The 20,446-nt window shown below is 70.8% G+C and carries 16 protein-coding genes; 9 read left to right on the top strand and 7 right to left on the bottom strand.

The annotated features are described in order from the left end of the window. Nucleotides 1-40 precede the first annotated feature (40 nt). From KVT45_RS29470 to KVT45_RS29455, 4 genes are all read right to left on the bottom strand, one after another. Nucleotides 41-415: an ectoine synthase gene (locus tag KVT45_RS29470; RefSeq protein WP_217552151.1), complete on the bottom strand. Its 375-nt coding sequence runs from the start codon at nt 413-415 to the stop codon at nt 41-43. A 97-nt stretch (nt 416-512) separates the two neighbouring features. Further along, nucleotides 513-770, bottom strand: coding sequence for an acyl carrier protein (locus tag KVT45_RS29465; RefSeq protein ID WP_217552150.1), 258 nt, complete (start codon nt 768-770; stop codon nt 513-515). Beyond that, entirely contained in the window at nt 767-2,158 is a 1,392-nt protein-coding gene (locus tag KVT45_RS29460) for an AMP-binding protein (protein WP_254647509.1), read from the bottom strand. The genes KVT45_RS29465 and KVT45_RS29460 overlap by 4 nt, the downstream gene beginning before the upstream one ends. Nucleotides 2,159-2,690: 532 nt before the next feature. Then, the gene (locus tag KVT45_RS29455) at nt 2,691-3,140 is read right to left on the bottom strand and encodes a MarR family winged helix-turn-helix transcriptional regulator (RefSeq protein WP_217552148.1); all 450 of its coding nucleotides are present in this window, start codon (nt 3,138-3,140) and stop codon (nt 2,691-2,693) included. A gap of 228 nt (nt 3,141-3,368) precedes the next feature. Between KVT45_RS29455 and KVT45_RS29450 the strand changes: the two genes are divergently transcribed. From KVT45_RS29450 to KVT45_RS29435, 4 genes are all read left to right on the top strand, one after another. Beyond that, the gene (locus tag KVT45_RS29450; protein ID WP_217552147.1) at nt 3,369-3,857 is read left to right on the top strand and encodes a nucleoside deaminase; all 489 of its coding nucleotides are present in this window, start codon (nt 3,369-3,371) and stop codon (nt 3,855-3,857) included. Next, nucleotides 3,854-4,510 carry a DsbA family oxidoreductase gene (locus KVT45_RS29445; protein ID WP_308310897.1) on the top strand — a complete coding sequence of 219 codons (657 nt, stop codon included), beginning with the start codon at nt 3,854-3,856 and terminating at the stop codon, nt 4,508-4,510. The genes KVT45_RS29450 and KVT45_RS29445 overlap by 4 nt, the downstream gene beginning before the upstream one ends. Nucleotides 4,511-4,674: 164 nt before the next feature. Continuing rightward, nucleotides 4,675-4,995, top strand: a complete 321-nt coding sequence (locus tag KVT45_RS29440; protein ID WP_089103923.1) for a multidrug efflux SMR transporter — start codon at nt 4,675-4,677, stop codon at nt 4,993-4,995. 46 nt (nt 4,996-5,041) lie between these two features. Then, nucleotides 5,042-5,473, top strand: coding sequence for a multidrug efflux SMR transporter (locus KVT45_RS29435; RefSeq protein WP_217552146.1), 432 nt, complete (start codon nt 5,042-5,044; stop codon nt 5,471-5,473). 203 nt (nt 5,474-5,676) lie between these two features. On the opposite strand, the gene KVT45_RS29430 is transcribed toward KVT45_RS29435, so the two are convergent. Beyond that, nucleotides 5,677-8,346 (bottom strand): FAD/NAD(P)-binding protein, encoded by a 2,670-nt coding sequence (locus tag KVT45_RS29430; protein ID WP_308310896.1) that lies wholly within the window; start codon nt 8,344-8,346, stop codon nt 5,677-5,679. Between the two features lie 318 nt (nt 8,347-8,664). On the opposite strand from KVT45_RS29430, the gene KVT45_RS29425 reads away from it, so the two are divergent. After that, a complete protein-coding gene (locus tag KVT45_RS29425) occupies nt 8,665-9,912 on the top strand; it encodes an Ig-like domain-containing protein (protein WP_217552145.1) in 1,248 nt (415 codons plus the stop codon). 192 nt (nt 9,913-10,104) lie between these two features. After that, a complete protein-coding gene (locus tag KVT45_RS29420; RefSeq protein WP_217552144.1) occupies nt 10,105-11,514 on the top strand; it encodes a glycoside hydrolase family 16 protein in 1,410 nt (469 codons plus the stop codon). Nucleotides 11,515-11,802: 288 nt separating this feature from the next. Here the strand turns inward: KVT45_RS29420 and KVT45_RS29415 are convergent, their stop codons facing one another. Continuing rightward, nucleotides 11,803-11,967 (bottom strand): hypothetical protein, encoded by a 165-nt coding sequence (locus KVT45_RS29415; RefSeq protein ID WP_217552143.1) that lies wholly within the window; start codon nt 11,965-11,967, stop codon nt 11,803-11,805. Nucleotides 11,968-12,075: 108 nt separating this feature from the next. Between KVT45_RS29415 and KVT45_RS29410 the strand changes: the two genes are divergently transcribed. Together KVT45_RS29410 and KVT45_RS58155 are read left to right on the top strand one after the other, a co-directional pair. After that, the gene (locus KVT45_RS29410; protein WP_217552142.1) at nt 12,076-14,499 is read left to right on the top strand and encodes an FG-GAP-like repeat-containing protein; all 2,424 of its coding nucleotides are present in this window, start codon (nt 12,076-12,078) and stop codon (nt 14,497-14,499) included. Between the two features lie 293 nt (nt 14,500-14,792). After that, the gene (locus KVT45_RS58155; protein ID WP_217552141.1) at nt 14,793-17,258 is read left to right on the top strand and encodes a tetratricopeptide repeat protein; all 2,466 of its coding nucleotides are present in this window, start codon (nt 14,793-14,795) and stop codon (nt 17,256-17,258) included. A gap of 38 nt (nt 17,259-17,296) precedes the next feature. On the opposite strand, the gene KVT45_RS29400 is transcribed toward KVT45_RS58155, so the two are convergent. Continuing rightward, the gene (locus tag KVT45_RS29400) at nt 17,297-18,193 is read right to left on the bottom strand and encodes an AraC family transcriptional regulator (protein ID WP_217552140.1); all 897 of its coding nucleotides are present in this window, start codon (nt 18,191-18,193) and stop codon (nt 17,297-17,299) included. 157 nt (nt 18,194-18,350) lie between these two features. Here KVT45_RS29400 and tkt point away from each other — a divergent pair, with 157 nt between their 5' ends. Continuing rightward, nucleotides 18,351-20,429, top strand: a complete 2,079-nt coding sequence (tkt, locus tag KVT45_RS29395; RefSeq protein ID WP_217552139.1) for a transketolase — start codon at nt 18,351-18,353, stop codon at nt 20,427-20,429. Nucleotides 20,430-20,446: the final 17 nt, after the last annotated feature.

The raw sequence follows: 20,446 nt of genomic DNA, 5'->3' as shown, positions 1-20,446 counted from the left end.
CCGCGCCGCAGCCGGCGGGGCGGGCCCCGGATCACGGAACTCAGTACTGGGAGAAGCCGTCGGGAGACAGCGTGTGGCTCTCGTCGCCGCGCAGGGCCGGGCTGAACACGGATATGAGTCTCAGGTCCTCGTAGTCGGAGGCCACGAGATAGTGCGCGTCGTTCTCGTCGAGGGCGTATATGGTGCCCTCAGTGATCTTGTAGCGTTCGCCGGACGCGGTGACGACCTCGCCGGAACCGCCCGTGCAGTAGCAGGCTTCGAGGTGGCGGCGGTACTGCAGGGCACTCGTGGTGCCCTTGCGGACCAGCGTCTCGCACACGGTGAAGCCCATGCCGTCGGCCTCGGTGAGCAGGCGGTGGCTGGTGCCGTTGCCCCACTCGACGGCGGCGAGCTCGCTGGTGCTGCGGACGATCATTCGTGTCTCCTGGTGTGTGAGGGGTTCGTCCGGAGGACTCTTTTTGGAAGCGCTCCGGAGTTCGTTCCGGGTTCTCTGCGGAAATCCGGAAACCGGCTCAGGCGGAGGTCTTCGCCGTGGTCTCGACGAACGCAGAAATGGCGCCGATGCTGCGGAAGTTGTCCGGGGTCAGCGGTATGTCGTCGATCGGGATGGAATAGGTCCGGGAGAGGTACGAGACGATGCGGACCACGCCGAGGCTGTCGACCACGCCGTTGTCGATGAGGTCGAACTCGGCGGTGAGGTCGGCCGAGTCCTCTCCGTCGAGGAACTCGGCGACCACATAGCCGCGAATCTCGTCCGCCAGGGAGGTCATGCGGGATTTCCCTTCTGTCGTGCTGCCTTGATGAGGTTGCGGTCGGGTTTTCCGGTGGACGTGCGCGGCAGCGGGGCGTCGCCCACGTGCACGGAGGACGGGATGGCATGGCGGGGCAGACGCTCGGCGCTGTGCGAGCGCAGCCTCAGCGAGGTGAGCGAGGTGCCGGGCCGCCGGGTCACCTGGGCGTGCAGCCGGTAGCCGGCCTCCGGGTCGGGGATCGCCACGACGGCGGCCTCGGCGACCTCGGGGTGGGCCGCCAGGACGTTCTCGACTTCCTGCACATTGGTCCGCACCCCGCGGACCTTGACCTGGAAGTCGGTGCGCCCCTGCAGCCAGTGCAGGCCGTCGGCGTTCCGGGTGACGAGGTCGCCGGTGCGGTAGAAGACCTCACCGCCGCCGTCGGGGGCGGCCACGAACACCCCTTCGTTGCGGGAGCGTTGCAGGTAGCCGGAGGTCTGGAACGGTGTGGTCACGAGAAGTTCACCGGTGCCGGGACCGTCGAGGACCCGTCCCTCGCCGTCCAGCAGCAGGGCCCGCACTCCGGGCAGCGGCCGGCCGATGGGTGTCTGCGCACCGGCGACGGCGGGGTCCGCGTCGTGGACGAAACTGTCGTTGGTCTCGGTGCACCCGAAGACGTTGTGGAAGCGGGCGCCGGGGAAGGCCGTGCCGAGCTGCCGCAGCAGTGCCTCCGGCAGCGCGTCCCCGGTGAAGACGACCGTGCGGACCGTGGGATGCACGGCACCGTCCTGGGTGAGCAGCCGGTGCAGCATCGGCACCCCCTGGACGAAGGTGATCTCGTGCCGGGTGATCAGGTCCTGCAGGTGACGCGCGTCCGCGCTGTACTCCTGCTCGACGAGAACGGCCCGGGCGCCCAGCCGAAGCGCGGTCCACACGTCGAGCAGGGAGAGGTCGAAGTTCAGGGGTGCGTAACTGAGCAGGGTGTCCTGCCCGGTGAGGCGGAACCGGCCGGCCGCCCAGTCCGCGAACCGGTCGAAGCCGTCGCCCGGGACGGGCACGATCTTCGGGGTGCCGGTGGAGCCGGAGGTGGTGAGCAGCAGGGGCGCGGCGGCGGGGTCCGCGGTGTCGAAGTCCCGGGCGGCCTGTTCGTCCGGCACGACCGGGGCGGTGTCGATCACCCCTTGGTCGTCGACGGTCAGCGTCCGGGAGCACCGGGCCTGCGCGGCGAGTGCCGCCCGGGCGGCGGAGCCCAGTTCGGGCGAGGGCGCCAGAACCGCGTAGCCGGCCCGGAAGGCGCCGATGAGCAGGGCGATCGTCTCGGGCGTCTTGTGCGCGGGCACACAGAGCGGCTGCCGCCGGTCGAGCCCGAGTCCGTCCAGGGTGCCGGCCAGCTCCTCGGCGAGGCCGACCAGCCGGCGGTACGTCATCTGCCGCTCGCCCCGGATCAGGGCCACCTGGTCGGGCCGGCGTCGGGCGTGCGCGGCGAGTGCGTCAAATAGGCGTGGTGATGGCACAGTTTCCCCCAGTTCGTGCACCTGTCCATGCGAAAGCGACATGCCAGGGGGGGTGACGGCGCTCGAGTCGCGCCACAGAACCCGCGGAGCCCGGCAGCCATCAGCTCGGCCGGCTCCGCATCACTCCCCCGTGATCGATCCGCGACTAACCGTACATGCGATGCATGCAGAGTCAAGCATGTAAATGTGTCCGTCATCAGTGATGCACATCACCGGCCATCAGGCATATGAGAGCGTCAAGTTTGCTTGATGAACTATGTGTTTCGGGTCGTTGAAACGGCTTCCACCAAGGTGTCACCACGCTTAAGAAAGGGTGCGCCGCGCGGAGCCGGGCGTTCACCCGGGTGCACCCCGCCGAGTGCGGAAACGCCGAAAGCCGTCCCGGAGGACGGCTTTCGGCAAGGGGTTTCTCTCCGGACGGAGCCGGCCGGGGCGACGGCGTCGCTCAGAGGCCGCTGCGCAGCGCCTGGACCGTACCGGCCAGCTCAGGGGCGGCTCCGGCGGTGTTCAGCGCCGCACTCAGGACCTCGGAGTAGGTGCCGCGCGCATCCGTGTAGCGCCGCCTGCCGTCGTCGGTGATGACGGCGTAGACACCGCGTTTATCGTCGGGACACAGGTCCCGGAAGGCGAAGCCGGCCGCGAAGAGCCGCCCCACCAGCCGCGTCACCGAGCTCTGCCCGAGCCCGACCTTGTCGGCGAGCTCCTGCATGCGCAGCTCGCCGCCCTCGGCCTGCACGAGACACTCCAGGGCGCGGAACTCGGAGAGTCCTATTCCGTGCCTGCGCTGCAGGGCCTGGGTGAGCTGGCGCTCCACGTGCGCGTGCAGGGCGAGGACCCTCCCCCACATGGCCTGGTCGGACGAGGCGGCCGACGCATAGGAGATCGTGGTCGTCATGGGCAGCTCCCTCTCAGGCGGCGCGTTGACAACAAGATACATGTTCATGCAAGCTTCAGTCCTCCGCTCGATTCTTCCGGCGGATCTTGTAGCGGCAAAACACATGCACGTACAAACAAGTATCGAGGGTCGAATGCCCAGCACCAACGCTTCCAAGGGCTTAGTCCGCCCGTGGTCCTCCCTGTGCGTCCGGCTCCGTTCGACCACGGTCTGAGTCGAGGAGCGACGATGTCCCCTTCCGAGATCTCAGAGAGCGAGCTGACCGAGTACGCCCGCGAGGCGGTGCGGATCAGCCGCGAGCACGTCGCCCAGGGCGGCATCCCGTTCTCCGGTGTGGTGGTCAACGACGGCCGGATCCTCGGCACCGGCTTCAACCGGGTGCACGAGGACGACGACCCCACCGCGCATGCGGAGGTGGTCGCGCTGCGCGAGGCCGCCGCGAAGTACGGGCTGCACGCCACCGCCGGCGCCACGCTGATCGCCTCCGGTGAGCCCTGCGCCCTGTGCTACATGGCTTCGCTGTACTTCAGAGTCGGCCACATCGTCCATGTGGCCGACCGCACGACGGCCGCACGGTACGGCTTCGACTACTCGGGGTCGTACTCGATCTTCGCCGAGGACCCGACGGCCTGGCAGATCAAGGTCACCTCGCTGCGGATCCCCGAAGCGACGCAGCCGTTCGAAGAGTTCCTCGCCCTCAACCGGAGGCGGATGTGACCGGAACGGAAACCGGCGGGGTCGGCATCAAGGTCTGGTCGGACTACGTCTGCCCGTTCTGCATGCTGGCCGAGGGCCCGCTGCACGAGGCCACCCGCGACCTGGACGTCGAGATCGAGTGGATGCCGTTCGAACTGCGGCCCCACCCGACCCCGACGCTGCGGCCGGAGGACGAGTACCTGCCGGCGATCTGGGCGCGTGCGGTCTATCCGATGGCCCGCCGGATGAACGTGGACATCACCCTGCCCACCGTCTCGCCGCAGCCCTACACCCGGCTGGCGTTCGAGGGCTACTGGTACGCGGCCGAGCACGGCAAGGGCGCGGAATACACCCCGCGTGTGCTGCGGGCCTTCTTCCAGGAGAACCGGGACATCGGGCAACTGGACGTCCTCGCCGACGTCGCGTCCGAACTGGGCCTGGACGAAACCGCTTTCACCGCGGCGCTGACGGCCGGGACCTACACCGAGGCCCACCAGGAGGCGCTGCGGACCGCCGCCGCCTACCGGATCTCCGTCGTCCCCACGCTCGTCATCGGCGAACGCCACCGCATCGAGGGGGTTCCCTCCGCGGCCCAGATCCGCAAGGCCGTGCTCGACGCCCAGGCCGAGCAGGCCGTCGCCCGCGGTGCCGCCTGCGGCATCGACGGCTGCTGACTCCTTCACGCGCACCGCAGCGGGTGCACGGCGCCCGGCTGCGCGACCACCACACGCCCGGCGGACCACCGCCCGGCCGTGCCCATCGCCGTGCACGCGCCACGGCGAACCCCGAGGCGGGCCGGCCCCGCACCGCCGGCCTCCGCCGAACGAAAGGAATGCCCATGCAGTGGCTCTACCTCGCGATCGCAGACGTCTTCGAGATCCTCGTGGCCATCGCGGCCGGCAAGGCCGAAGGCTTCAAGAACCGCAAGTGGACCGTCGTGACCCTGCTCAGCGGTGCGATCGGGACCTACTTCCTCAGCAGGGCCCTGCTGACCTTCAACGTCGGTGTCGGCTACGCCATCTGGACGTCCGTCGCCGGCGTCGGCATCACCCTGCTCGGAGCTGCGCTCTTCGGCCAGCGGCTGGACTGGCGCAAGGCCCTCGGCATCGCCGTCATCATCACCGGCGTCGTCGGCCTGCAGCTCAGCGGTGCCGCCTGAGGATCCCCGCCGTCGCCCGCCCCATCTTCACGAGAGGACCCACCCCATGTCCAACACCGGCCGCTCCTCGGCCAACTCCTGGCTCATGCTTCTCCTCGCCGGAGGGTTCGAAGTCGGCTACGCGCTCTCCGTCGGCGGGAGCCACGGCTTCACCCGCCTCACGTGGTCGCTGGTCGCCGTCGTGTTCTTCCTTCTGACGCTCTGGGCACTGAGCGTCGCGCTGCGCGCCATCGACGTCGGTATCGGCTATGCCGTGTGGGCCGGCATCGGATCGGCCGGTGCGGCGCTGCTGAGCCCCGTCTTCTTCGACGAGGCCCTCACCCCGGTCCAGGCCCTGTGGCTGGGCGTCATCATCATCGGAGTGGTGTGGCTCAAGCTCGCCGACAGGCCGCAGAACACCCAGGAGCCCGTCGACGGACCCCGGGACACCCGGCCGGTCGCCGCCCGGCTGCAGGAGACCCAGGGTGCCGAACGCTGAAGGGCATTCGGCCGGAGTCCGCCGCGGCACCGCCCACGGCATCGGCCGGCGCGGGCCGCGTCACTGATCCTGGCGGGACTTCGCCGTGACACGTGGACGTCTCACGGACACGTGCACGTCTCACGTGTGGAAGCGGGCGTTGCCCGGGCCGTTCCCGCCGGTCGGCGGGGCCGGCCCGGACCGCGGGTTGCCCTCCTGACCGCTCAGGAGGGCAGCCCCGCACGCAGCCGTCGGTCGCGCGGGGCGTCGGTGCGGTCGAGGCGGGCGTCGAGCAGTCGCCGTGCCGCCTCGCAACGGCCGTCCGAGACCAGGGCGTACAGGAGGGTCTCCTCCACCACCTCCCGCTGGGCCGCGCTGCCGCCGACCCGGCGCAGCACCGGCAGCAGCGCGTCGAGCCCCCGGGCCGCCTCCTGGAAGCGCTCCTCGACGAGCGCGGCGAACGCCTCGCACAGCGGGGCGACCACCTCGCGCTGCACCTCGTCGGCGCCGGCGGCGTGATCGCGCAGGCGGCGCAGCGCGGCCAGATCCCCGGCCGCGGTGAGGGCGACGGCCGCGTGCAGGGCGGTGAACGCGGTCTGCGGCCGCTCCAGCACGTCGCGCTCCACCGCCTCCAGAACCCCCGCGACGGGGAAGTCACCCCGCCAGCTGTCGCTCACCCGCGCCCGCCACAGCAGCGACCCCGAGTCGACCAGGGCCCGTACCCCGCTCACCACCCGGCCCGGCGCGAGCTGCGCGAACCACCGCTTGCGGACGGCGGCCGGGTCGTCGAGGGCGAGTTCGTGCAGGGCGATGTGCCAGGAGAAGTGCGCCCGGTGCACCGCGCCCCGGCCGCGCCCGGACACCCACCCGTCGAGCCAGTCCCGGCCCGCCTCGTGCGCCCCGGACTCGTAGTGGACGTGGGCCAGGGCGTGCACCGCGTGCCCGGAGGCCGGCTCGGCGGCCAGCGCCCGGTGGGCCAGTTCGCCCGCCTCGTGCAGCCGCCCCTGCTCCTGGCGCAGGAAGGCCAGCAGCGAGGTGTGGAACCAGTGTCCGTCGTACGCGGGCGAGGTCAGGTCGAGCAGCCTGAGGGCGTCGTCGTCCTGCAGGTCGCTCACTCCGGAGAACGCGATGGTCGGCACGGCCGCCGCGAGCGCCAGCGCGTCTCCCCGGTGCTCCCGCAGATGCCGTACGAGCGCCTCGTCGCCGTCGTCACCGGTCACCCGGCGCGTGACCACGTCCACGAAGGACCGCTCGCGTTCGTCGGCGCGTTCGCGGGCGCTGCGCTGGGCGTCGGCGAGGGCGCGCGGCACGTCGACGGCGGCGGCGCACTCGTGGCCCAGCAGGGCGAGGGCCGCGTGGCCGAGGGCGAATCCGGGGTCCAGGGCGACCGCACGGGCGAAGGCGTCCTCGGCGCCGGAGCGCACCTTGAGGACCCGGTCCAGGCCGCCGCGGTAGGCGGCGGCCGCCTCGGCGTGGGTGGACAGGGGCAGTCCGTGGCCGTCCACCGGCCGCCGCGAGCCCCGCCGGCGCTCCGGGAGCGGCAGCAGCCGGTGGGCCAGTTCGGCCGCCTGGACGCGGATCTCGGGGATCGCCGTGGTCTCCCAGAGCTCGCCCCGGCGCGGGGCGCCCAGCGTGAACAGCGGCAGCCGGGCCCGGCCGTCGGCGTCGAGGAGCTGTCCGTCGCGGGTGGCCGCGCCCATGGCAAGCGGTCCCGGGACCGCCGTGCCGGAGGCGAACAGGTCCTGCCACAGGGGGGCGTCGAGGCGGCGGCCGGGGCCGGTGCAGTCGACCACCCAGCCCACCGGCAGCGTGGCGCCGTCGGACAACTCGACGGCGAGAGGGCCCTGTTCGGCCTCCGTGGCGCGCACCACCGTGCCGGTGTGGACGTACAGGCGCCGCGCGGTGCGGGCGCGGGAGACGTGTTCGGCGGTGGCGGGGGCCATGCGGTGGCGGTGGGTGTTCCACAGGGCGCCCTCGCGGGCCAGGAAATCCTCGCGCTCCTCGGGGGTGAGGCTGCGCCACAGCCGGGCGGTGTGCGGGCGCAGGCTGTCCAGGCCGGGCCGCCAGTCGCCGTGGGTGCGCACGGAGCGGCTCAGATGGCGGTAGACCGCGCGGCGCAGCCGGCCCAGCGAGGTGTCGTCGAGGCCGTCCGGGGCGGGCATGGCGCCGGCCGGGCCGAGGGCGTGCGGCTGGGGCAGCAGTCCGCTGCGGGAGAGTGCGTGCACGGTGCGGCCGGGGCGGTCGAGGGCGAGGGCGAGGTCGACGGCGGTCAGGCCGGTGCCGACCAGGAGGACGTCCTCGGGGCTGTCCCGTACGGGGTCCAGGGCGCCCGGCGCCCACGGGGCGGCGATGAAGCGGGGCGAGGTGCGCAGGGCGGGCGGGGCCCAGCCGGCACTCGCCCCGGCGGGGCCGGTGGCCAGGACCGCGCTGTCCACCACCAGGGGTCCCCCGTCGGCGAGGTGGAGTTCCACCCGGCCTTCGGGGGTGCCGGTACAGCTCTCGGCGAGGGTGCGCAGCCGCCGTACGGCGACCGTGCCGTGGGCGCGGACGAGGGCCTGGCCGAGGGTGTCGGCGAGGTAGGCGCCGTAGCGGTAGCGGGTGGCGAAGTCGGCGCCGGTGACGGTGGGTTCGCCGTGCCGGCAGAGCCAGCGGACGAAGTGCCCGGGGTCGTCCGGGTAGGCGCTCATGTTGCCGGCGGGCACGTTGAGCCGGTGCCGGGGGTCGCGGGTGGCGTAGGCGGTGCCCCGGCCCGCCTCCGGGGCCGGGTCGATCAGGACGAGGTCGAGCGGAGTCCGGCGGCGGTGCGCCGTCTCGCAGAGCTGGACGGCGGTGAGGGTACCCGCCGCGCCTGCTCCCACGATGGCCACGTTGTGCCGCTTGCGGACGTCGGTCACGGAATACCTCCGGCGGGGTCGGCTTACTGCTTCTTCACTATTCCGATCGGATAGGTGGGGAAGCCAGGCCGGAAAGTCGATCTCACCGGAAACTCAGGCCGCCGGTCGCGCGTTCATACTCTGTTCACGATCGGAGGGCGGGACAACCCGGGTTCCGGCCGACTCGCCCCGGTCCGCAGGGGATTGACCGCGGCTGCGCAGGGTGACCTCCCCGCTCCTCATCGGAATCTCAGCGAGCAGCCCCGCTATTCAAAGGAACCACCCATAGAACGAGCGCAGGATGCCCTGACACAGGTGGACAAGTCAGGAAGGCGTGTCGTGGGCGTCCAGCACATATCGAACCGGTCCGGACGGCAGTCGGGGAAGTGGTCCCGGCGCGGGATCCTCGCCGCTCTGGGCGCGGTGCCAGCGGGGGCCGCGCTGGCCGGATGCAGTTCCTCCGCGGACGCCTCGGCCGCCACCGACGGCAAGGGTGCCACGGCCTCCGCGAAGTCCGCGACCAAGAAGGCGACGATCACGGTCAGTCCCGTCTCCGGCACCAAGAAGGCGGACTTCACCACCCCCGTCGAGGTCACGGTGACCGACGGCACGCTGGCCTCCGTGACCGTCGCGGGCAACGACGGGGCGACGCTGTCGGGCACCTTCAACGACGCGAAGACGAAATGGACCTCGGCGAAGAACCCGTTCTCCGGCACGAAGTACACGGTGACGGCGAAGGCGCAGGGCGCGACCGACGAGACGGTGGCCACCTTCACCACGAAGTCCCCCGGCGAGACGTTCCTCGGCTACTTCACGCCCGAGGCGGACTCCACGTCCGGCGTCGGCATGCCGGTGTCGATCAACTTCACGCACGCGGTCAAGGACCGGGCGGCGGTCCAGAAGGCGATCACCGTGACCGCCGAGCCGGAGGTCGAGATCGTCGGGCACTGGTTCAGCGACACCCGCCTCGACTTCCGCCCGGAGACGTACTGGGCGAAGGGCACCAAGATCACGCTGAGCCTGAAGCTGAAGGACGTCGAGGGCTCGGACGGCATCTACGGCGTGCAGTCCAAGGACGTCACCTTCCACATCGGCCGCGAGCAGATCAGCACCGTCGACCTGTCGACCAAGGAGATGACGGTGAAGCGGGACGGTGCCACGTACGCCACCTACCCGGTCTCCGGCGGCAACGCCCAGCACACCACCTGGTCCGGGATCATGGTGATCAGCGAGCGGTTCAAGCAGACCCGGATGGAGTCCTCCACGGTCGGCCTCGGCGACGAGTACGACATCTCCGACGTCCCGCACGCCCAGCGCCTGACCACCTCCGGCACCTTCGTGCACGGCAACTACTGGGCGTCGACGTCGGTCTTCGGCAGCCAGAACACCAGCCACGGCTGCGTCGGCCTGCACGACGCCAAGGGCGCGAACGACAGCTCGGTGGCGGGCTACAAGTTCTACGACAGCTCGATCCTCGGTGACGTGGTGATCGTCAAGAACTCCGGCGAGAAGACCGTCGAGGCCTCCAACGGCCTCAACGGCTGGAACCTGTCCTGGGCGGACTGGAAGGCGGGCAGCGCGGTCTAGGGGGTGTCCGGGTCGGACACCCCGGCTTCACCGCCTGAACTCCGTTGAGAAACAAGGTGATTCTTTGTTTTAACTCTTGACGACGGAAGGCACGGAGAGCACATTGGGCCCACTTTGAGAGCGCTCTCAGCCAGTCCTGGCGCTCTCGGAGGCACTCCCGCGCACCCCACTCCGTACCCGAGAGGCACCCCCATGAGTGAAACCTCCGGTATATCCCCTGCGGATCACAGACGGCGGCGCTCGTTCCGCCGCGCCCTCCTCGCCGCGCTCGCCACCATGGGTCTGGCGGTCGCGGCCGCCACCACCGCCACCCTCCCCGCCAGCGCCTCCGCGCCGGGCGTGCCGTCCGGCTGGAGCCAGGTCTTCCTCGACGACTTCAACGGCACGGCCGGCACCGGGGTCAACACCTCCAACTGGCAGTACGACACCGGGACTTCGTACCCCGGAGGTGCCGCCAACTGGGGCACCGGCGAGGTCGAGACGATGACCTCGTCCACCACCAACGTCGCCCTGGACGGCAGCGGCGACCTGAAGATCACGCCGGTGCGGGACTCGGCCGGCAACTGGACGTCGGGCCGGATCGAGACCACCCGTACCGACTTCCAGCCCCCGGCCGGCGGCAAGCTGCGCGTCGAGGCCCGCATCCAGATGCCGAACGTCACCGGCACCGCCGCCTACGGCTACTGGCCCGCGTTCTGGATGCTGGGCGCGCCCTACCGGGGCAACTACCAGAACTGGCCGAGCGTCGGCGAGCTGGACATCATGGAGAACGTGCAGGGCCTGAACAAGGTCTGGGCGACGATGCACTGCGGCACCAACCCGGGCGGTCCCTGTAACGAGACGACGGGCCTGGGCAATTCGACCGCCTGCCCCAACACCACCTGCCAGTCCGGCTTCCACACCTACACGATGGAGTGGGACCGCTCGGTGAGCCCCGAGGCGATCCGCTTCTACGTCGACGGTGTCAACTACCAGACGGTGACGGCCAGTCAGGTCGACGCCACCACCTGGGCGAACGCCACCAACCACGGCTTCTTCGTCATCCTGAACGTGGCGATGGGCGGCGGCTTCCCGGACGCGTTCGGCGGCGGTCCGACCAGCGCCACCGAGTCCGGCCACCCGATGGTCGTCGACTACGTCCAGGTCCTCCAGGCGAGTGGGAGCGGTACCACCACCCCGCCGACCGGCAACCGGGACGCCTACAGCGCGATCCAGGCGGAGTCGTACGACAGCCAGTCCGGCGTGACCGCCGAGACCACCACCGACACCGGCGGCGGCCAGGACATCGGGTACGTCGCCAACGGCGACTGGGCGCTCTACAAGGGCGTCAACTTCGGCTCCACGGCGGCCACCCAGTTCTACGCGAGGGTGGCGAGCGGCGCGGCATCCGGGGTGAGCGGCCTGGTTCAGGTACGCCTGGACAGCCCGTCCAACTCCCCCATCGGCAGCTTCTCCGTGGGCAACACCGGTGGCTGGCAGACCTGGACGACGGTCCCTGCCAACATCAGCTCGGTGACGGGCACCCACGACGTCTATCTGACCTTCAGCAGCGGCCAGTCGGCGGACTTCGTGAACGTGAACTGGTTCGACTTCGGTCACTAGGCGCATGGTGTGAGGCCCTGACGGCCCATCACCCCGCCCAGCCGTCGGCCCGGTCCGCATAAAGGACCGGGCCGACGACAATTCATCATGCCGTCACATGGCATCGTCATACCTTCCTCACATGAATCTCTCCGCCGTCGTCAGGGCTCTGCTGCTGCCGCTGATCGCCGGTGCCGCACTGGTGTCACCGGCACCCGCGGCAGCAGCGCCCGTCATCACGGCCCAGCCACCCCAACTACCGAGCCAGTCAACCCTGTTCACCTCGAACACGACCATCAGCGGCCGGACCTACGCATGCTTCCGGGTCCCCTCGGTGGTCCGCACCGGCAACGGGACGCTGCTCGCCTTCGCCGAAGCCCGGACGGGCGGCGCGTGCGAGGACACCAAGGAGATGGACATCGTGAGCCGGGCGTCGGCGGACGGCGGCGCCACCTGGAGCGCGCCGCAGATCATCGCCCGCAGTCTCTCCGGCGACCCCGCCAACCTGGGCGTGCCGGCCATCGACGCCCAGCCACACCGATCGTCGACGCCACGTACAAGGACCCGGCCACGGGCCAGGTCGTGGGCCAGGTGGTGCTGCTCTACAGCGTGCGGCTGCTCACCACCGGGGGCGTCACCGGCACGGACGGCCAGCCGAACCGTATCCAGACGTTCGCCATGTACAGCCATGACAACGGCCGGACCTGGGTCGGCCGGACGGACATCACCGGCCAGGTGAACCCCCGGCTGGACACACAGCCCGCCACCGAGCAGCAGGGCGTCCGCTTCCTCCAGCCCGGCCCGGGACACGGCATCCAGTTGCGGCCGGTCGCGGCCGACGACGACGGCCGGCTGCTGGCGCCCGCGTACCAGAACGGCCGTCCGGCGGCCGACGGGACGTGGGTGGACGACGGCCACCACGCCTCCGCCATCTACACCGACGACCACGGAGCCAGCTGGCACCGCGGTGGCATCACGCCCAACGCCGCGCCCCTGTTCGCGGGAGAGGCCAGCATCGCGCAGCTGTCCGACGGCAGCCTCTACATGACCTCCCGCAACAACCAGGCCAACAGCAACGCCGACGCCACCGCGGGCACCAACCGCAACAAGGCCATCAGCCTCGACCGCGGCCAGACCTGGTCCACGGTGACCTCGGCCGGCCTGCCCGGTGCACGGGTCTTCGCCCCGGTGCTGTCCCTCGACAGCGTCCCGCGCGGTGACAGCTTCAACCAGCTGGTGATCACCGAGCCCGTCTACCACGACCCCGCGAGTCCGTCGCTGCAGGGCACCCTCAAACTCCGCTCCTCCTTCGACGACGGCGCCACCTGGCAGACGCCCGCCGAGGGCCTGACCATCGCCAAGGCGGGTGCCGGCTACTCCGACCTCACCCGCACCGCGTCCGGCGGTCTCGGAGTGATCTACGAGGCCGGGCCCGACCCGTGGCAGGACACCGACACCACGTACGACCACACCTCGGTCCGCTTCACCATCGTCTCCGCCGGCCAGACCGTTCTCACCGGACCGGTGACCGGCGCCCGCACCCCGGACACCGCCGGGGGCAACGCGGCCACCCTGCGCGGCAGCGCCCGGCTGACCGACGGGAAGTTCGGCCGCGCGGTGAGGCTGGCCCCGGACGCCCCCGCCGGCTTCGTCAACGTCGCACCGAGCCCCTCGTACGCCCAGCTCAGCGGGGACTTCACGGCCGCCGCGGATTTCAGGTACAGCTCCACCACCGGACTGCGGGGCATCCTCTGGGGCTTCGGCGTCGGCGCGGGGCTGCCGCAGCTGTGGATCCGGGCGGATCCCGCCGGCAACCGGATCGCCGCCAACGCCACCACGGCCTCCGGCAGCACGACGCTGTACTCCAAGTCGAGCTACAACGACAACGCCTGGCACCACGTGGCCCTGGAACGCGCCACCACATCCACCGGCCAGGAGCTGAGCCTGTGGATCGACGGCACCAAGGTCGCCACCGGCACCGCGCCGAGCGGCGCGGTCTCGCCGGCCCGCCCCCAGCCGCTCCAGGTCGGCAACCGGCTGGACGGCGCGCAGCCCTTCTCGGGTTCGATCGACAGCGTGGTGCTCTACAGCCGGGCGCTGAGCGCCCAGGAAATCTCCGCCGCGGCGACCGCCGACACGTACTCCGGCACCGGCCTGCTGCTCCACCTGCCCTTCGAGACCGGCGAGGCCGACACCCGCTCCTGGGACGACACCGACGGCGACGGCCAGATGGACGTCCTCAGCCGCACCGGCGACGGCAACATCTGGTACTTCGCGGGCTTCGGCGACGCCACCACCGGCGAACGGCACCTGGAGAACCACACCCTGATCGGCGGCACCTTCGGCTCGTCCTTCCACCCGGCCCGCGGCGACTTCAACAACGACGGCATCGGCGACCTCATCGCCATCAACGACCAGGGTCAGCTGGACTTCTGGCTGGGACAGGGCGACGGCATCCTGTCCGCCCCCATGGTCCTGATGTCCGGCACCTCGTTCAGCACCGTCAAGGCGGTCTCCGGCGGCGACTTCAACGCCGACGGCCTCACCGACATCGTCGGCCTCGGCTTCGACGGCCACCTGTGGTGGTGGCCCGGAAACGGCGACCGTACCTTCGGGGCCCGCCAGAACCTGTGGCCCGACACGTCCTTCTCCGGCTACTCCGGCGTCCCCACCGGCGACTTCAACGACGACGGCAACACCGATGTCGCCGCCGTCGACTCCGGTGGCACCCTCTGGTGGTGGGCGGGCGACGGCAAGGGGGGCCTGTCCGCCGCCCGGCAACTGGCGTCCGGCACATCCTTCGCCGGGTACAGCCGGTTCTTCACGGGCGACGTGAACTCTGACGGCCACACCGACTTCGCAGCCGTCGACTCCTCCGGAGCCGCCCGCTGGTGGCCCGGCGACGGCGCCGGCCACCTCTCCGCCACCGCCGGCACCCTCACCGTCCTCTCCCCCGTCGCCGGGACGGCTCCCGCCCTCCTGAACGGAGGCGCCTACACCTTCTGATCTGCCTGTCCTCGCCACACGGTCCGCTCCAGCCCGCCCCACCCTCGCTTCGGGGTGGGGCGGGCACACGCACTCGGCGCCGTCAAATGCAGACATGCGGACTGATATTCAGTAGCCAACGTTGCGGAGAACGCGCTGCTGTCTCGCATGTCACCCCCATCGGTCCAGGGCGTGGAGTCGCGTCCGAGTGGGCATGTGCTGTTCGCCCGACGACTACGGGGGCGATGGCCATAAGTCCCAGGCGACGAAGCGAGCGACTGATTCTGGCGTCCGGACCCGTTCTGGGAGCCGGTGTGGGTGCGGTCACGAACATCGTCACCGCGACCTGGAACTGGTGGCTCTTCGGCACTCTGCTCGTACTGGTCACCATGGCGGCCACGGGCGCCGCCCTGGTGCCGGGCGGCAGCCGCACAGCGGGCGCTCCCGCCCCGGACGATGCATCCGCCGACCACGGCGGCGGCCCGAACACGCTTCCGCCGGGCACAGCAGTGTTCGCCGGCCGCGACAGCGAAATGGCACGGCTCCTCACCGCCGAGCCTCCCGCAGCAGCGGCACGGCCACTCGTCTGCCTCGTCACAGGCCGCTCGGGAAGCGGCAAGACGGAGCTCGCAGTCCAGGCTGCGCACCTCCTCGCCGACCGCTACCCGGGCGGCTGCCTTTTCGTCGGCTACCGCAGCCACGCCGAGTCGGCGGGGCGGCTTCGCCCGCAGGACGTTCTCGCCGCGGTGCTGGCCATCGTCGGAGCGGCTCCGGCGACGACGGACTTCGATCTGGAGAACATGAGCAGCCAGTGGCGGTCCGCCGTCGGGAACGGGCGGTTCCTGATCGTCCTCGACGACGTGTCCGAAGCTGCCCAAGTGCGCTGCCTGCTGCCGGCATCCGCCCGCTCGATGGTCATCGTCACAAGCCGGCACATGGTGCCGGGTCTCGACGCGGACCTGCACGTCGAGGTCGACGCGCTGAGCGAGGACGCCGCCCGCTCCGTGGTCGGCGACATTCTGCGCCGTGCTTCGCGCCCGGTCGACCGCGGTGTGATCGACGCCTTGGTCGCCGTGCATCGTCTGCCACTGACCATCCGGCACATCGCCGACAGAATCGTCGCCGAGCAGACCCCGTTGGCCCTGCGCGCCGAGCCGAACCTCACCCCACGTGCCGAGGGCGGCGAACCGCTGCTGGCGACGATCGAGGCGTTGGCACCCGTGGACCACCTGGTCTTCCGCAGGACGGCGGTCCACCCCGGTCCCCACGTCACCGCCGAGATCGCCGCCGCTCTCGCCGGCCTGCCGGTCACGGAAGCAGCACGGGCACTCGCACTGCTGCACCGGCACGGTCTGGTCATCAGGCCCGACCCGCACGGTTACGGCTTCCACGACCTGGTGCGTTCGCTGGCACATCGGGAGTACTCACGGCAGGACGATGCCGCAACGCGCGACCAGACACGCGAGCGGCTGTTCCGGCTCGTGGCCGAGCAGTTGACGGTTGCCGGCAGGGGCATCCACGCCTCCTTCGTCATCGACGTCCGCCGAACCGGCGGGCAGGAACCCCGGGCTTCGATGGCAGAGGGCGAGGCACTCGATTGGCTCCGGAACCACTTTGACGACTTGCGGTCGGTGGCCCGGCTGGCCATCGACTGCGGCTGGCCTCACAGCTGGCAACTGACCGCGGGGCTCGCCTACTTCATGCGCATCCAACGGAACATCCCGCAGGCGACGGAGCTCAACGACTCCGCGCTGCAGCTTGCTCTCGTTTCCGGAGACGAAGCGGGGCGCGCCCATTGCAGTGGAGAGTTGGGCGCCCTGCACCGCGCCTCGGGACGGTACCGGACCGCCCTGGTGGTCGCCGAGGAGGCGAGGGGCATCTTCCACGGACTGGGGGACTCGCGGAATGAGGCGTACTGCGCGAGCGAAGTCGGTATGAATCTCTACCACTTGGCCGACTACGCGGCGGCGCGGGACATGATGGCGGATGCCGCCGGCTTCTTCCACCGGTATGCGAGCGAGTGGCGCGGCGAGGCCAATGCTCTCGGGGTCCTCGGGATGATCAACCGCGCGACGGGGGACTACCAAGATGCCCGGAACAACTTGAACCGGGCGATGCGCATCTACCGCGCAAACGGGAACCACCGCAATATGGCATGGATCCTCATCGAACTCGGCACCATCGACCGGTTGACCGGAGCCTACGACAGTGCCGAGGTACGGTTCACAGAGGCCCTGCGGATCAAGTCCGCTGCCTCGGACCGGAACGGCTGCGCCTGGGCTCGGCGCGAGTTGGGGATCGTGAGGAGAATCCGGGGACACCGCACCGAGGCACAGGCCTTGCTGGACGCGGCGTTGCAGGAATTCACCGTCCTGGACGGCCAACGGAACATGGCGGACGTGAACGTCGAACTGTGCACGCTCCACAGGGAGGCAGGGGAACTCGACACGGCACGGGATCACGGCGACAGAGCCCTGCGGACCTACGAACGGCTGGAGAGTCCGCGCGGCGCCGCCTGGACGGAGGTGGAGCTGGGCGTCGTCGACCGCGAGGAGGGTGATCTGGACTCCGCGACCGCGCGGTTCGAGCATGCGGGTGGCATCTACGCGCGCATCGGCGACCGTTCCGGCGCCGCCCGGGTCCTGCTGGAGCGCGGCAGACTCGCGCTGCTCCAAGGGGAGCCGCGTACGGCGATGCAGTGCCTCGAGGACGCCCTGGTGTCCTACACCGAACTCGGCGCGGCGCAGGCCGCGGAGGTCCGGAATCTTCTCGCACGGTAAGAAGACGGGCCGCATCCGCACAGCGGGCCCTCGCCGCCTCAGCGCAGCTCCGCCCGGAACGCCACCGGCGTCTGCCCGGTGTGCAGGTGGAAGAACTTGGAGAAGTTCGCCGCGTCCGGGAAGCCGATCGCCGCGCCGACGCGGCCGATCGGGAGGTCCGTGTGGGCCAGGAGGCGTTTGGCCTCCAGGACGACCCGTTTGTCGATGAAGCCCTTGGGGGTCTCGCCGGTCGCCGCGCGGACCGCGCGGACCAGGGTGCGGCGGGAGTAGCCGAGGGCGTCGGCGTAGGCGTTGACGCTGTGGTTGGTGGCGAAGTCCTTCTCCACCGCGTCCCTGAAAAGGGTGAAGGTCGTGTCGGCCTGGCGGCGGGCCGCCTCCGCCGAACTGGCCGCCAGGTGGGAGAGGCGGAGGAGAAACGCCGTCAGGGAGTGCCGCAGCACGGACGTGTGCAGGCTCAGGGGGAGGGTTTCCGTGTCCTCGTACTCGCGTTGCAGGTTGGCGAGCGACGCCCGGAGCGCGGCGAGCTGGGGTGCGTCGGGGCGGAGCAGGGGCGGCAGGTCGTAGCGGTAGAGGCCGGTCGCCTCGACGGTGGCCCGCGGCAGGAAGCCGGGCTGCATGGTGAGGACGCTGCCGCGGTACTCGCAGGTCCGCGAGAAGCGGTGCACCTGGCCCGGGCGGATCCAGAGCAGGTCGCCGGCCCGGGCCTCGTACTCGGCGAAGTCGATCATGTGGCGGACCGGGCCCTCGGTGAAGAGCATGACCACGTGGAAGTCGATGCGGTGGACGCGCTCCAGCGGTGCGTCGTCGTGCCACATGCGTTCGGTCCCCATCGGGCCGACCTGGATGCCGACGCCGCAGACGCTCAGATCCACCGGAAAGGGGAAGGTTCTGATTCCGTCACCGTCGCCTGCCCCGCTGGGCGTTCTGTCCGTCATGTCCTTCTCGTGCCATCCCTGTCGAAGATCCGTGTCCCACTTTCACCACAGGCTGACACACTCCAACCTTCCCTCTCAAAAGTCAGACTTTTACTTTTGAACGCGTCAGGCCAGCCAGAACGCTTCGAACGAGGACTTCTTGAAGATGAGCACGGAGATGAGCACGCAGACATCGGACGGCTTCGAGTGGACCGACCTCGACCGGCGTGCCGTGGACACCGCGCGCCTCCTCGCGGCCGACGCCGTGCAGCAGGTCGGCAACGGGCACCCCGGCACCGCGATGAGCCTGGCCCCGGCCGCGTACACGATCTTTCAGAAGGTGATGCGCCACGACCCGGCGGATCCCGAGTGGACCGGCCGGGACCGCTTCGTCCTCTCCCCCGGGCACACCTCGCTCACCCTCTACACCCAGCTGTTCCTCGCCGGGTACGAGCTGGAGCTGGACGACCTCAAGGCCTTCCGGACGCACGGGTCGAAGACCCCGGGCCACCCGGAGTACGGCCACACGGCCGGCGTCGAGACCACCACAGGCCCCCTCGGCCAGGGCGTCGCCAACGCCGTCGGCATGGCCATGGCCGCCCGCTACGAGCGCGGTCTCTTCGACCCCGAGGCCCCCGAGGGCACCTCCCCCTTCGACCACACCATCTGGGCGATCGTCTCCGACGGCGACCTGGAGGAGGGCGTCTCCGCCGAGGCCTCCTCCCTGGCCGGCCACCAGAAGCTCGGCAACCTGGTCTTCGTCTACGACGACAACCACATCTCCATCGAGGGCGACACCGCGACCGCGTTCTCCGAGGACGTCCTGAAGCGGTACGAGGCCTACGGCTGGCACACCCAGCGCATCGAGCCGACCACGGAGGGTGACGTCGACGTTCACGCCCTGTACGCGGCGCTCAAGGCGGCGCGGGAAGAGACCGGGCGGCCGTCCATCATCGCGATGCGCACGATCATCGCCTGGCCCGCCCCGAACGCGCGGAACACCGAGGCCTCCCACGGCTCGGCGCTCGGCGCCGACGAGGTCGCCGCCACCAAGCGCGTCCTCGGCTTCGACCCGGAGCGGACCTTCCAGGTCGACACCGACGTCCTGGCCCACACCCACCGGGCCCTCGACCGGGGTGCCGAGGCCCATGCGGCCTGGGACAAGCGCATCGCCGAGTGGCGCGCCGGGAACGAGAAGCACGCGCGGCTCTTCGACCGGGTCGTCGCCGGCCAGCTCCCCGAGGGCTGGGAGGACGCACTGCCCGCCTTCGAGGAGGGCACGTCCGTCGCCACCCGCGCCGCCTCCGGCAAGGTCCTCCAGGCGCTCGGCCCGGTGCTGCCCGAGCTGTGGGGCGGCTCGGCCGACCTCGCGGGCTCGAACAACACCACCATCGACAAGACGTCCTCCTTCCTGCCGAAGGGCAACCCGCTGCCCGAGGCGAACCCGTACGGCCGGACCGTCCACTTCGGCATCCGCGAGTTCTCGATGGCCGCCGAGATGAACGGCATCGCCCTGCACGGCAACACCCGCATCTACGGCGGCACCTTCCTGGTGTTCTCCGACTACATGCGCAACGCCGTCCGCATGTCGGCTCTCATGCAGCTGCCGGTGACGTACGTCTGGACGCACGACTCCATCGGGCTCGGCGAGGACGGCCCGACCCACCAGCCGGTCGAGCACCTGGCCGCGCTGCGCGCCATCCCGGGCCTGAACGTCGTCCGCCCGGCCGACGCCAACGAGACCGCGGCGGCCTGGGCCGAGATCCTGAAGAGGCACGCCACGCACCCCGCCCCGCACGGGCTCGCGCTGACCCGCCAGGGCGTGCCGACGTACGCGCCGAACCCGGACGCGGCCAAGGGCGGCTACGTGCTGCGCGAGTCGTCGACCGAGACCCCGGAGGTGGTCCTGATCGCCACCGGTTCCGAGGTGCACCTCGCCGTCGAGGCCCGCGACCTGCTCGAGGCCGAGGGGGTCGGCACCCGGGTGGTGTCGATGCCGTCCGTGGAGTGGTTCGAGGAGCAGCCCCGCGAGTACCGCGACAGCGTCCTGCCGCCGGCCGTGAAGGCGCGGGTCGCCGTCGAGGCCGGGATCGGCCTGACCTGGTACCGGTTCGTCGGCGACGCCGGCCGGATCGTCTCCCTGGAGCACTTCGGCGCCTCCGCCGACGCGAAGACCCTGTTCGCCGAGTTCGGCTTCACCGCCGAGAACGTGGCCGCGCGGGCCCGCGAGTCCCTCGCCGCCGCCCGTACCGCCTGATCCACCAGCCAGAAACA

Origin of the sequence: Streptomyces sp. GbtcB6, assembly GCF_019091475.1 — a bacterium.
Lineage (GTDB): Bacteria > Actinomycetota > Actinomycetes > Streptomycetales > Streptomycetaceae > Streptomyces > Streptomyces hyaluromycini.
Note: the sequence above shows the minus strand (reverse complement) of the source record. Positions and strands in the feature narration are given on the sequence as shown.